Below are 12,906 nucleotides of genomic sequence, written 5' to 3'. Positions count from 1 at the left end.
AACGCCGTCACGCTAGCCGCCTCCGGCCCCCGGCTCAGCGGCCGAGACGCAGCACCTCGCGCGCCCGCGCCGCCATCGCGGCCTCGCCCAGCGCGTTCGGGTGCACGATCACCGCGTTGGTGCCCTGGAGCACCGGCTCGACCCAGCGGACCCCGAGGCGCTGGCACGCGTCGTGCCCGTCGGAGACCCTGCTCAGGTCGACGAAGGTCACGCCGCTGCGCGCGGCCGCCCGGGCGACCACGTCGTTGAGGGTCGCCTGCAGGCTGCGCAGGTAGGGGATGTCGCCCGCAGCGATCGTCATGCGGTCGAAGCAGCCGCCGCTGGCGGGGACGATCCACGGGTAGCCGAGGATGGCGACCTTCGCGTGCGGAGCCGCCCGCCGGACCGCGCGCAGCGCCTCGACCAGGGCCGGGAACGTCGTGGTGCGCACGGTGTCCTCGAAGGAGGAGCCGTACCTGTCCTTGCAGGGGCTGCCGGTGCCCAGCGTCGACAGGCCGGCGGTGCTGCAGGCGAGGATCGAGTTGATGAAGACGCCGCTGTCGTTGCCGCCGATGGTCATGGTGACCAGCTGGGTGTCGCGGCCGAGGGCCGCCAGCTGCGGCGCGACACCGGGGTACTGCGCGGCGAAGAAGTCACCGGTGTCGGCTCCCCCGCACGTGACGTCGGTCAGCCGCGCGCCGATCGCCGCGGCCAGCACGTGCGGGTAGTTGCGGATCGAGCGCAGGCACTGCGGCGGCGCGGTCAGGTCCGGTGGCAGGACCCCCGAGGCCGCGCTGTAGGAGTCGCCGAGCGCGACGTACCGGAGCGGCGCAGGCCCGGCCTGCGCGGTGGGAGCGACCACGAGGCCGGTCAGGACGGCGAGAGCGGTGAGGACGCAGGCAGCGAGACGGCGCACGTCTCCTCCAGGTGAGAGGGGCAGCAGTGCGCGGTACAACGGCCGAGGGCGGTAACGGTTACGGGCGGGTACGGTCATCCGCCCGGGGGTGTCCGGTTCACCGCCCGTCCGCCGGCCTACCGGAAGTGGCGCCACCAGGGCCGGTACCCGCAGCTGCAGAAGGTGGCCAGCTCGAGGCAGTCGTCGCAGGTCATGCCGTCCAGGGTGACCTCGCCGGGCCGGAATCGACCCCTCCCCGGCACCCGCCCTCACCCCATGGGGCTGCTCATGCGGGGGGTGAACGGCCCTCGCTCCACCGCCGCGACGGGCGCAAGGGGCTGCGGGAAGCGCGGCACACCCGGCACGGCACCGGCGCGCAGCAGCACCTCGGCGTAGAGGACCTCGTACCCGTCGGCCATCACGGCCGGGGCGAAGCGGCGCGCAGCGGTGGCCGCGCAGGCGGCCGGGTCGATCTCGTCGAGCCGGCGCAGGGCCGCGACGAACGCCTCCTCGTCCCCGGCCAGGAAGCCCGTGACGCCGTGGTCCACGAGAGAGGGCAGGCAGCCCTGCGCGTGGGCGACGACCGGCGTCCCCGCGGCGAGGGCCTCGCACACCGCCGTCCCCCCGGGCTCGGGCCACCGGATCGGGAACAGCACGGCCCGGGACCGGCGGAGGAGCTCCGCCTTCTCGGCCCCGGAGACGCTGCCGATCCAGCGCGCGCGGTCGCCGTCCAGCAGCGGCTCCACGTGCTCCCGGAACCACCGGACGTCGGGGTAGCCGGCGACCGGGCTCGCCGGGTCGGCCAGCGCCGCCTCGAGGCTCGCCCGGTCGGGCTGCCCGCCGACCGGCCCGGCGAGGACCAGCGGCACCCCGGCGGCCCGGCAGGCGCGCAGCGCGACGTCGGTGCCCTTCGTCTCGCACAGCCGGGACAGGACCAGGACGGCGTCGGTGCGCTCCTCCCGCGGGACCGGCGGCCGCTCCGGGATCGGGACGGCGAGCGGGACCGCGCCCAGCGTCTGCCGGCGCAGCACCTCGGGGCCGCGGGCCACCTGGGAGTCCGAGACGCCCGCGAAGAAGACACGTCCCCCGCCGTCGAAGCGGGCGTAGAAATCGGCATTGCGGCGGAGGTCCCAGTGCAGCGTGTGCAGCACCGGCGGCGCCGCCGCCCCGAGCGCGGCGAGCACCGCGGGCCCCACGACCTCCAGGTGCGTGTGCACCAAGTCGAACGGCACGCCGTCCGCCTGGTGCCGGCGGATCGCCTCGACCACCGCGTGGACGTGGGCGTGGGCGATGCCGGTGACCTCCGGGTAGGGAGCGGCGAGCTGCGGGAACTGCCCGGTCGGGAAGGCGGCGACACGGCCGTCCGCGGGCAGCCGGCTGTCCCCCACCGTGGCCAGCACGACCACGTGCCCGCGGCGGCGCAGCTCGGTGGTGAGGGTCGCGACGACGTTCTCCAGGCCGCCGTAGCCCACCGGCGGCACCGGCAGCCACGGACCGGCGTCCATGAGGATCTTCACCGGACCCGCCCACGGGCGCGCGCCCCGCGGTAGCCGGGCACCGACCGCATCGGCGGCCGCTCGCGCACGCCGACCTCCCAGGTCACCGCCTCGATCTCCGCCTCGGTGCGGACGTACTGGACCAGCGTGTCCTCACCGACCCCGATCCCCCAGCACCGGGCGAGCGCCGTCTGCAGCACCTGCCCGGCCATCCGGCCCAGCGCCGCGTCGCTCTGGTGGGAGTGCCGCCGTGTGCCGAGGTCGACCTGCGCCAGCGCGTCGATGCCGGCGAGGTCGGCCAGGTCGACGAGCAACCCGAGCTCGACGCCGTAGTGCGAGACGAACGGCACCTGCTCCAGCAGCTCGCGCCGGCCCGCGTACTCCCCCGACAGCGGCTGGACGAAGCCGGACAGGTGCGGCCACAGCGCGTTGAGCAGCGGGCGGGCGGTCAGCTCGGTCACGCGGCCACCGCCGGTGGGCACCAGACCGTCGTGGGTGTCCACCGGCCGGTCGTAGAGGCCCTTGACGTAGCCGATCGCCGGATCGGTCAGGAGCGGGCCGAGCAGGCCCACGACGAAGGTGGGGTCGAAGCCCACCAGGTCGGAGTCCAGGAAGACCAGCAGGTCGCCCGAGGTCACGTACAGCGACTTCCACAGCGCCTCGCCCTTGCCCGGCACGTGCCCGTGCTCGGGCAGCACGTCGTCGACGTGCACGACGCGGGCCCCCGCGGCGCCGGCGACGCCCGCCGTGCGGTCGGTGGACCCGCTGTCCACGACCACCACCTCGTCGACGAGCGGGACGCCGTCGACGAGGTCGCGGCGCAGCGCGGCGACGATCGCGCCGACCGTGCGCTCCTCGTCCAGGGCGGGGAGCACCACGCTGACCGTCGAGCCCTGGCAGCGCTTCTGCTCGAGCAGCCGGTGCGGGTCGTAGTCCGACGCGCGGAACGTGCGGTGGTGCAGCCAGTGAGCGACATCGGTGCGCATCGCAGCCCTCCCGGTCGGGGTGCTGCATCCTGACCCCCGCCCGGCTCGCATACCGGGAACGATTTCGTCCGTATTTTTCTCGCGCGGAGGACCGGCACGGACGGCAGCATCCGGGCATGGGCATCCGGGTCGGGTTGGTGGGGGCGGGGGCCGTGGGCGCCCGGCACGCGCGCGTGCTGTCGGGTCTCGACGACGTCGAACTGGCCGGGATCTGGGACGCCGACCCCGCCACCGCCGTCACCGTGGCCGCCGAGGTCGCGGCTCCCGTGGCCGCAGACCTCGCCGGGCTGCTCGGCCGCGGCCTGGACGCCGTCTGGCTGTGCGTCCCGCCGTTCGCGCACGGGGAGCTGGAGCTGACCCTGGTCCGTGCGGGGCTGCCCTTCTTCGTGGAGAAGCCGCTGGCCGCCGACCTGCCGACCGCCGAGCGGGTCGCCGCGGCGGTCGCGGATGCCGGTCTGCCGACGGCGACGGGTTACCACTGGCGGCACCTGGACACCGTCGCCCGCGCCCGCGCCGCGCTGGCCGGCCGCACCGTGCGGCTGGTCGACGCGCGGTGGTGGGGCACGACACCGCCGCCGGCCTGGTGGAGCCGCGCGGACCGCTCCGGCGGGCAGGTCGTGGAGCAGGCGACGCACGTGCTCGACCTGCTGCGGGTGCTGGCCGGGGAGGTCGACGAGGTGGTCGGCGGGGCGGCGCCGTCCACCCGGGAGGGGCGGGACGTGCCGGACGCGACGGCGGCCGTGCTGCGGCTGTCGTCGGGGGCCGTGGGGACGGTGAGCACCTCCTGCGTGCTGCCGGCGCCCACCGCCTCGGGGCTGGAGGTGGTGGCCGACGGAGCCTCCGTGCACCTCACGGAGACCGCCCTCCGGGTGCGCACGGCGGCGGGGGACGAGGAGACCGCGCCCACCCTCGACGCCCGCACCGCGGTCGACCGGGCGTTCGTGGACGTGCTGTCGGGGCGGCCGGCGCCGCCGGGCCTGGTCGACGTCGCCGAGGCGCTCGCCACGCACCGCCTGGGCTGCGCGGTCGCGGAGGCGACGCGCACCGGCGCGACGGTCCGGGTGGGCCGGTGAGCACCGTGCGCACGCTGGTGGTGCCCCGCCCCGGGGTGCTGGAGATCGAGGAGACGCCCGAGCCACCGCTGGCCGACGGCCGCTTCCGGGCCGAGACGCTGCACAGCGGGGTGTCGGCGGGGACCGAGCTCACCTGGTTCCGCGGGACGAGCCCCTACCTCGCCACCGGCTGGGACGCCGAGCTCGGCCTGTTCGACGCGGCGGCCGAGCCCCGGTCGTTCCCCGTCCGGCAGCTGGGCTACATGGAGGTCGCCCGGGTGACCGACAGCCGCACCGCCGCGGTGGCCGAGGGCGCGGTCGTGGCGATGGCGTACGGGCACGCGACCGTCGTCCACGGCGACCCGGTGACCCAGCACGTGGTGCCGCTGCCCTCGGACCTCGACCCGCTGCTGGGCATCTACGCGGCCCACCTGGGGCCGATCTGCGTGAACGGCGTGCTGCACGCCGCCGCCGACGCCGGCGGCCGGAAGCTGGGCGACGGCGTCGCGGGCCGGCTCGTCGTCGTGGTCGGCGGCGGCGCGATCGGGCTGCTCGTCGGGCTGCTCTGCCGGGTGCACGGCGCCGCGGAGGTCGTCGTCGTCGACCCCACCCCCGAGCGGCGGGCCGCCGCCGCCGGGCTCGGGCTGACCGCCGTCGACGACACCCCGGAGGTCGCGCGGACCCTGAAGACCCGGTGGCGGCACGGGCCGGCCGACCACGGCGCCGACGTGGTGTTCCAGTGCCGCGGGCAGTCGGCGGCGCTGGCGACGGCGCTGCGCTGCGCCCGGCCGCAGGCGACCGTGGTCGACCTCGCCTTCTACACCGGGGGCGCCCCCGACCTCCCCCTCGGCGAGGAGTTCCACCACAACGGGCTGTCGGTGCGGTGCGCCCAGATCGGCCGGGTGCCGCGAGGGCTGGCGCACCTCTGGGACCGCGCCCGGCTGTCCCGGGAGACACTGGCCCTGCTGGCGGGCTCCGGTGATCTCGTCCGCGAGCACCTGCTCACCGACGTCGTGCCCTTCGACGACGCGCCCGCCTTCTTCGCCGACCTCAGCGCCCGGCGCCGCCACGCCGTCTCGGCCGCGCTCGCGGTGGCGCCCTGAGCCCGCCCGGCCGCGAAAGGCACCGACGACGACTCAGGCCGCTCTCCCGGAGGAGAACGGCCTGGTCATCGGGGTGGAGCTGAGGGGACTCGAACCCCTGACCCCCACACTGCCAGGCCGTCATGATCGCGTGCGTGGCGGTTCGCCGCCGTTCCGTAAACCCTTTGACCTGCTGGTTCGAACGGCGGCGGACGTCGGCATACCGGGGCGAACGCCGCGAACTGCAACCGCAACTGCAACCAGCGCTACCGCGACGATCCTGGCAGCAGGCAGCGCGGACAGGCACTCAGTACGCCGACGTCCCGGAGGGACACCCGCCCCCACTGCCCCATCGGTCCACGCTCGACCGTGTGTCCCCTGCCACGCAGGCGGTGGCCACCCACCGAAGCCCCCGCCCCCCGCGCGGCGGGTTCTCTCCGGACTGGTCCGGGCTGCGGTCGCAGCGGGCGCCCCTCCTGGCGCTGCTCGTCGGACCGCTACTGGACCTATGTCCGCGCCACTCACCCGCGCCGCCCCGCGGCATGACCGCCCGGCGCGATGTCACCCCAGGCGGCAGGATTGCGGCATGTGGCCGGAGCCACCCCCAACCGAGAACTCCGTCGTCGGCCGCGCCCTGGAAGCGGCCGTCGGGAGCGGCATGCCGGCGGAGTCGCTCGCGCTCTACGCCCGTTGGTGGCAGCTGGAAACCTGGCTGCGCGACTTGGCATACCTTGAGCTCCGCGCCCTACGAGGCGCGGCTTGGACGGAGGCAGTCAGGGCAGCCGCCGGTCGCCAGACCCAGGATGCGGCTTATACCCACATGCTGAGTGCCGACAGCCAGGATCCGCTGGCCTACCTCGACGTCAGCAGCCTCACCGACTTGATCGAGCGGCGCTGGGATCAGATGGGATACGCCCTGATGGAGCGGTCCACCTGGCAGGGGCGGCTCGTTGACCTCAGTCGAATAAGGCACCGCATCGGACATGTCCGAGCACCGCACCAGGACGACCTGGGTCGACTCGAGCAGACGCTCCGCGACTTGGAGCGAGGCGCCTTCACGGCCTTCGCCACCTACAACGACCGCTGGCTTCCTGACCCCAGTGATGTACCCAATGCCATCGGTCATGGATGGCTCCGCGGTCAGCATGAGGCGGCGCAGCGCCTCATTGAGCACGCCCGCCGCCAGTACGAGACGCGCTTCCGGCTGCGTCTAAGCAGACGACCTTGGGCCGACCGCGAGACACATGCCAGCCCGGGTGCTGGCTACCTATGGCACGCCGAGTTTTATCCACGCGAGCGGCCCGTCGACATCCGCCGGCTGTGGCACGACAGTCAGCTGGATGAGATCCGGCCGCTCATAGTCCATCTCTTGGCCGACCATCCATGGCATGTCGGATTCACGTTCGCCGCGGCCGACGATGATCGAGCTGTCAGCGACGCCATCGGAGTTGCCTTCGACACCGTGCTGCAATTCTGTCAGCCGCGCTTCCTCAGCGACGAGCAGGTCCGTCGCTGGAGTGAACGTGCCACCAATGTCGACTATCGGGTCCTCGTTGGAAGCAGGTGGAATACCCTAGAGCCCACCACAGTGCCGATCGACATTTTCGGCGCCGGTGGCGGCGTGGAGGCAGCGCCAAGTTGGTGAAGGTGAACCTTGCGCATAATGAGCTGCGGGGCCTCTAACCTTCCGGGTTGGCCATGCCGGTTCGATCCCGGTCACCCGCTCCGCGCACTGACCATCGGTCCTCTTCGACCGCTACGCGGCCGAGCACAAACTCGTCCGCCAGAACCTCGATCAGACCCACCCCACCCAAGGTGAGCAGATTCATGCCTACTTTGAGGGCAGCGACGGCATGCCGCCGTTGGGCAGTGACAGCGACTGCTCGGCGGCGCTCGATAGTGGTTTGCCCCGACCCAAACGCGCGCAAAGCGTCGGTATCGCGGATGGCCAGCTCGGCGGTGCAGGAGTTGAGCAAACGTTGATGGGGTGTTCCACCGTGATGGACTGGCGCTGCAAACAACATACTGTCCAGCGGCTATATCGACAATTGTCGACGATGGCGAACGGCTGAGACCGGCCGTTCTGCGATTCTTGCGGACTTCTCGAGACCTGAGCCTCGCGCTCGTGAGTTCACCAGACGTCCCCAGCGCGGGAGCTCCACCGTGGTCGCCGCCAGCGACTTACCCATGCCCCGCCGTGGACCTGCACAGGGCCAAGGCTTGCCTGCATGGACCAACAGATGTCTCGAGCTGCCTGGCGGCCCGACTGCACCCTGGGTTGCTGATCTCGCTGGCCGCTAGCCACAGCATGGGTTTCGCCAATGTCATTCCAGTGAATCATCACCCTCTGCACCGTACGGCATTGACTGCGTGATCTCGCAACCCTCCATCGGGCGGAATACGATAAAGCCGCGATCCGGGTCGGGTGACGTCTGATCCGATGACTCTATCGTTATGCGGGAAAAGCTAATCTCCGTGAACGGTAGAACAAACTTCTGCTCTGCCACCTTCAGCTCGAACTGCGTGGGCATAGTGACGGCTACCGGTTCGCCTTTGGGGAGCATCTCTATATCCGACTTGGCCAGTTCTGCGATGTATGATTCGTGTACCTCTAAGCGGGCCGTCGACCCCGCTAAGACCCTGGCCGCGTTACGCACGCCAAGGAACTCTTGCCGGGTCAGTTCTCGCCAGTTCGGCACGCTCGCTGGAGCACCGCATTCATTGCTAACTAGGTTCAGATCCGTGAGAAAGGATATCAGCGCGGTGGCACTGCCCGCGTCGATTTGGATTAGCTGGGCAGAATCCCGAACAATTGGCTCCCAACGCGGTCCGAAGGCAAGTCGATTACCTGGCTTGTATGCGTCGATGAACCGTAGAATTTGGAGTGCTTGAGCCACTGGCAGTCCGATCAATTCCTGCTCGGGCGCCAAGCTGATAGTCACATTGAGGTTAAACGTGCCGTTCGGGTTTGGGGTGGCTCGGGTACGGGTCGTCATGATGCCTGTTGAGTCAATGCCCTCGAACTCAATGCCACCAGCGACGCCTCTGGTCGCCGGCCCGTTCTGTACCTCAATCTCCGCGATCACCGACCATGACGCGGGACCGACGATCACCCAACGGACGGGACCCGGCTGCGGAGCTTGAAGATCAGAGGCGAACAGACGAAGCGTTCCTTCACCGTTCGTGACACCTAACCCGCCCGGTAGATCGATGTCCAATGTGAATGACCCAGGAGCCAGCGTGACTGGGCTGCCGAACCGTATCGCGTCCTGCCACGCAGCGCGGTCCATTTCCGTGAGAGCCGCTTCATTCAGGTGAATGGTTAGGGGTAGGGGTCGGTCATCTGTTGCGTGCCGGTATCGAGCGTAGACATGAAATGTCACGAAGGGGCCGACCTGCGTTTCGCCAATCGTGGTGCTCGCAATGAGTCCTGGTCGGCTGACGGCGGGTGGAGCATAAGGGCCAGCCTCAACCGAGAATTGATAGTGCGGATCGTCGCGATTGATGGCTTGCACGACCTCTGCGAGTGGCGTCAAGAGATCTTGGGGGACGAGAGTCGAGTCTGCTGAGGGCATTCCGGCTAGGGCTCGAAGCCTCTGAAAGTTCTCGAGATCCTTGATCCGCTGCTCGAGGCGCGATTTGTCGTTCCCGAGATGGTAATCAACAACTTGTGGGTATTTGGACGCTAGCCCGTTGACGTAGTCCAGACCCCGCCATTCGCACGAGAAGGGGCATGCCAAGTCGGTCTGGATCTGCCGGAACCAGCCGAGCTGCTGAGTCGTGGGGTTCCATGGCATCGTTAGAATCCACAAAGACAAGTCGAAGTCCGAATCCTTGTCGTTATGGAGGGATATAGCCGACGCTAGCGACTTCTTGATCTGCCGCTTCTGCGAAGAGTTCAGGTTTGTTGCGAAGTATTTCACCTGGAAGTTGTGATATGTAGAGTCTGCTTGTTCCACGATAACGTCGAGCCCTTTATCCCCTTGTGAAGGGGTGATCCGTAATGCGTGAGGGTGCTCGCGGGACAGGAAAACGGCTATGACTTGTTCGACCTGGGTTGCATGTATAACTGGCCACGCAACTTCGACCATGGTCACTCCCGATGCTGAACCGTGCCGCCCGAAGGCCTTCAGCCGTCATCGTAGGCCGGTCGGGGCGACGGTTGACGGGGCCCCGCGCATGGCGAAACGGTCATCGACACCTCTTTGCCAAGTCTCGGACCGCTGAGCGGCGGGCGCAGCTCCTCTCATAATGGTTCACAACTCCAGCCCAGCCCGAGTATTTGCGCACAGCGCTGCCGATCCTCTTCAGGTACTTCAATTACGCACCAGGCCGACTCGAGCCAACGTCCTATACGGAAGCACGCGACATCTGAGTCACCACGCCGAACCCAGCTGACACACGCGGTGCATTCCGGCGGTCATGAGGTCCAAGACGCGTACGGCCTCATGTAGAGGCTGGTGACCTGTCGCCGGATTCTTCATCCTCGGCGCGATCGGCGAATCGGCCAGCCAGCTGGCTCAGCTCCCGGATATGGGCCGCCTCTATGGGCGGGCCTTGACGGCCATGCGCGAGAGCGTTGCGGGCCGTCATCGCACGTCGCAGCCGGTCGTGCTCGTCATCGTCGAGGACACCGAGGCTGGCGAGGGCAGCAAGCAAGCTGCCGGCCTGGTTAGTGTCGACGCCGCGTTGTTGGGCCAGTTGGTGCAGGAGTCCCTCTAGTGCGGCCCATGACAACAGCAGCGCGGCCTCCGGTGATGAGCCCGCCAGCTCCGACGCGGTCGAGGCCCATCGCCGGAGTTGCGCGGGCTCTGCGACGGCAGGCTCATCAGGGATGTACACCAGCTCCAGCCGCCAGCCCGGAAGGCTGGCAACTCGTTCGGCCAGGGTAACGAGGTCGAGGTTGGGCGGCGCTAGCCGCGACTTGACCTCGACGACGGCGTGCTCATCACCCCGGTGCGCGACGAGGTCCGGCTGCAAGTCAGACAAGGCTTCGGGCAGCTCATCCGGTCCGGGTCTGACGACCACGTCCCAGCCTCCAGCGCGCAGGCGTTCGATGGTTCGCTCAGTCGCCTCATGGCGTCCGGGATCGAGCTGGGTCGCTTTCGTCACCGCAGCAGCTCCTCCAGTCCGACCGGCGGACTCAACCGCAGGTACACAAAGGGTCGCTCATCGACGATGGCCTCCACCACCGCCCTAGCCAGGACGGGTGTCAGTCGCTCCACGCGAAGCATCCGCGAGAGGTCCCACCGTGCGCCTACTACTTGTTCGAGCAGCGCGTCATCGACGTAGGTGACATCGATCAGCCCGTCCAGCGTCGGCTTGAGCATGTTGTCGACGTCGAGACTCTGCCCCCAGTGCATGAACGCGACGAGCAGCGCGAGGGGCTGCTCCAGCGGCGGCTCTCCGTAGGGCCACCGTTCCTTCGCTGCTTCGGCCACCCGACGCCGCCAGTCGCCGATCTTCGTCTTGCTGGCCTGCAGCGATGCCGGTACTCCACGCACCGTGCACTCCCAGGGGAGCGGTACGGCCACGACGCGCTCTCCTTCCGGGGGTCCCCGGTCCAGCGATCCCCTCGGCGCCCGAGACAACCTACCGGACGGCAGTAGGACCGCCGCAGGGCATGCGACCGCCCTCTGGTGGTCGATCCCTTCCAAGCTGGCCATCTCGCTTCGACCCCGGTCAGTCCACGTATTACCGCAGGTAAGAGCCCCCGTTAGCGTAATGGGAGAAGGTCTGGAGGATCCTCCGGTAGGCCTGAATGAGCCGTCTTTACCCCTGTTTTGCGCTGCGTGGGTCATGGATGGGTCACGCCACACGGCTCATACGGCGAGGTTGCAGCCTCGTGCCAGCTCCCTCTGGGGCCGTGACCACAGTCGGGTCACTCGCGCCCGGCGTCACCACCTGTAGACGTTCTCGCCGCGCGGACCCTTGGTCGGCTGCTTCACGGACCCGCCGTCCAGGTCTTCAACCACACCGCCGCTCACCTGAACGGGACCTCCCCGAATCCCCCGGTTCTCGACGAGGCCCGCCACGTGCAGCGACCCAGCCAGCTTGCCGCCGGGGTGGACCTTCACCAGGCCTCCGTCCTCCACGTGCACCGAGCCGCTCTGGTCGCCGACGACCTCCGCTACGGCCCCGGCCCCCACATGCAGCGATCCAGCGTGCTGACCGGCGATGCGGGCCGAGCTGCCGGGCTGAAGCGAGAGTGACCCGGAGAGCCGCCCCCGCCTCGCGACCTCGAACGACGCCTCGGCGTGAACGCATACGCCGCCAGAGTGCGCCCCAGTCAGCCTCTCGTGCCCGTCGGTGATCACCCAAGGCTGCCGGCGCTCCTCGGAGCCGTCGGCGAGGATATGGATATCCAAGGCGTGCTCGTGATCCATGTCCTCACGCTACCTGCGAGCCCCTCCCGCAGTGGGCCAAGCGGGACCCACCTCGGTCCACGGGACACGAGTCGCGACGTTCCCTATGCGCGTGGCGGCTGCTGGTTCTGAGACTCAGCTGTGACGATTGGCCGCATGAGCGGGGAATTCATTGTGGCCATTGTGTCGGTCGCAATCGCGGGGGGAGCGCTCGTCGTCGCAATTCTGTCCGCGCAGAGCGCCAAAGACCAAGCGAGGAGCGCCAAAGAATCGGCGCAGGCAGCGAACGTGCAGGCAAGCAGTGCACGCGACCAGGTCATGGCGGCTCGCGAGCAGGTCGCAGCGGCTCGCGACGCTGCGGCTGCGGCCGAACGACAGACCGAGTTGTCCGAGCAGATGCGGCGAGATCAGGCGCAGCCCTACGTGGTGGCGGACGTGCGCGCCAGTTCGCACAGTGGGCACCTTCTGCAGGTCGTGGTCGAGAACCGAGGGAACTCAGTCGCCCGCGATGTTCGAGTGTCTTTCGACCCTCCGCTGCAGCGTCGCCTGGGAGCTGATAGAGGGACGTTCGATGACCTCGAGGGAGGCATCACGTTCCTGCCGCCCGGTGGCTCGTTGTCGTGGCATCTCGGAACGTCCTTCAGCTACTTCGAGGAGGGTCAAGCACCACCCCCGCCGAGCACGGTGACAGTCCGTTGCATCGGCCCCTTCGGAGAGGTGGAGCCTCTGGTCTACGACCTCTCGCTAGCCGACTTCGCCGGTCAGGCGGCCGATGTCGATGCCGGAAGTCTTGCCAACGTCGAGAAGGCGTTGAAGGACCTGACCAAGACCGTCGAGCGATGGCGGACGGGCCGATGAGCTTCAGGTCGACCTTGGTTGACGTTGTCACGGTCGTGCCCCCGGTGGCTGCCGTGCTCGCAACTGGAGCAATCAAGATCGGTGGCCGTCACACGTCTTGCATTGATGGAATCGGGCTCCCGTAACCGGTCCCTCCCGGGCAGGCTGCGGGGCACGGACGCCGGGTCCGGGGCGGTCTGACTCCCACATTTGC

11 protein-coding genes are annotated in these 12,906 nt (G+C 69.4%); 4 read left to right on the top strand and 7 right to left on the bottom strand.

The window, feature by feature from the left end:
• Window positions 1–34 precede the first annotated feature (34 nt).
• The 3 genes from BD833_RS20120 to BD833_RS20110 all read right to left on the bottom strand — a co-directional run bounded on the left by BD833_RS20120 (window position 35) and on the right by BD833_RS20110 (window position 3,356).
• On the bottom strand, window positions 35–895 hold the full coding sequence (locus tag BD833_RS20120; RefSeq protein ID WP_208092788.1) for an SGNH/GDSL hydrolase family protein: 861 nt from the start codon (window positions 893–895) through the stop codon (window positions 35–37).
• A gap of 248 nt (window positions 896–1,143) precedes the next feature.
• Window positions 1,144–2,379, bottom strand: a complete 1,236-nt coding sequence (locus BD833_RS20115; protein ID WP_243737843.1) for a glycosyltransferase — start codon at window positions 2,377–2,379, stop codon at window positions 1,144–1,146.
• 8 nt (window positions 2,380–2,387) lie between these two features.
• Complete coding sequence (locus tag BD833_RS20110) at window positions 2,388–3,356, bottom strand: glucosyl-3-phosphoglycerate synthase (RefSeq protein ID WP_166534944.1); 969 nt, start codon at window positions 3,354–3,356, stop codon at window positions 2,388–2,390.
• 116 nt (window positions 3,357–3,472) lie between these two features.
• Here BD833_RS20110 and BD833_RS20105 point away from each other — a divergent pair, with 116 nt between their 5' ends.
• The 3 genes from BD833_RS20105 (at window position 3,473) to BD833_RS20095 (ending at window position 7,135) form a co-directional block, all read left to right on the top strand.
• A complete protein-coding gene (locus BD833_RS20105) occupies window positions 3,473–4,429 on the top strand; it encodes a Gfo/Idh/MocA family protein (protein WP_166534943.1) in 957 nt (318 codons plus the stop codon).
• Window positions 4,426–5,511 (top strand): zinc-dependent alcohol dehydrogenase, encoded by a 1,086-nt coding sequence (locus BD833_RS20100; RefSeq protein WP_208092787.1) that lies wholly within the window; start codon window positions 4,426–4,428, stop codon window positions 5,509–5,511. The genes BD833_RS20105 and BD833_RS20100 overlap by 4 nt, the downstream gene beginning before the upstream one ends.
• Before the next feature lie 565 nt (window positions 5,512–6,076).
• Entirely contained in the window at window positions 6,077–7,135 is a 1,059-nt protein-coding gene (locus BD833_RS20095) for a hypothetical protein (RefSeq protein WP_166534942.1), read from the top strand.
• 679 nt (window positions 7,136–7,814) lie between these two features.
• Here BD833_RS20095 and BD833_RS20090 read toward each other — a convergent pair.
• The 4 genes from BD833_RS20090 to BD833_RS20075 all read right to left on the bottom strand — a co-directional run bounded on the left by BD833_RS20090 (window position 7,815) and on the right by BD833_RS20075 (window position 11,876).
• Window positions 7,815–9,587 (bottom strand): hypothetical protein, encoded by a 1,773-nt coding sequence (locus BD833_RS20090; protein ID WP_166534941.1) that lies wholly within the window; start codon window positions 9,585–9,587, stop codon window positions 7,815–7,817.
• 349 nt (window positions 9,588–9,936) lie between these two features.
• The gene (locus tag BD833_RS20085) at window positions 9,937–10,602 is read right to left on the bottom strand and encodes a hypothetical protein (protein ID WP_166534940.1); all 666 of its coding nucleotides are present in this window, start codon (window positions 10,600–10,602) and stop codon (window positions 9,937–9,939) included.
• Window positions 10,599–11,024 (bottom strand): RusA family crossover junction endodeoxyribonuclease, encoded by a 426-nt coding sequence (locus tag BD833_RS20080; RefSeq protein ID WP_166534939.1) that lies wholly within the window; start codon window positions 11,022–11,024, stop codon window positions 10,599–10,601. Before BD833_RS20080 ends, BD833_RS20085 begins: the two co-directional genes overlap by 4 nt.
• A gap of 363 nt (window positions 11,025–11,387) precedes the next feature.
• Window positions 11,388–11,876 carry a hypothetical protein gene (locus tag BD833_RS20075; protein WP_166534938.1) on the bottom strand — a complete coding sequence of 163 codons (489 nt, stop codon included), beginning with the start codon at window positions 11,874–11,876 and terminating at the stop codon, window positions 11,388–11,390.
• Window positions 11,877–12,011: 135 nt separating this feature from the next.
• Between BD833_RS20075 and BD833_RS20070 the strand changes: the two genes are divergently transcribed.
• Entirely contained in the window at window positions 12,012–12,713 is a 702-nt protein-coding gene (locus BD833_RS20070) for a hypothetical protein (protein WP_166534937.1), read from the top strand.
• Window positions 12,714–12,906: the final 193 nt, after the last annotated feature.

Source organism: Blastococcus xanthinilyticus, from assembly GCF_008124835.1.
In the GTDB taxonomy this organism is placed as follows: domain Bacteria; phylum Actinomycetota; class Actinomycetes; order Mycobacteriales; family Geodermatophilaceae; genus Blastococcus; species Blastococcus xanthinilyticus.
The sequence above is the reverse complement of the archived record's forward strand: the minus strand, read 5'-3'. Positions and strand labels throughout refer to the sequence as shown.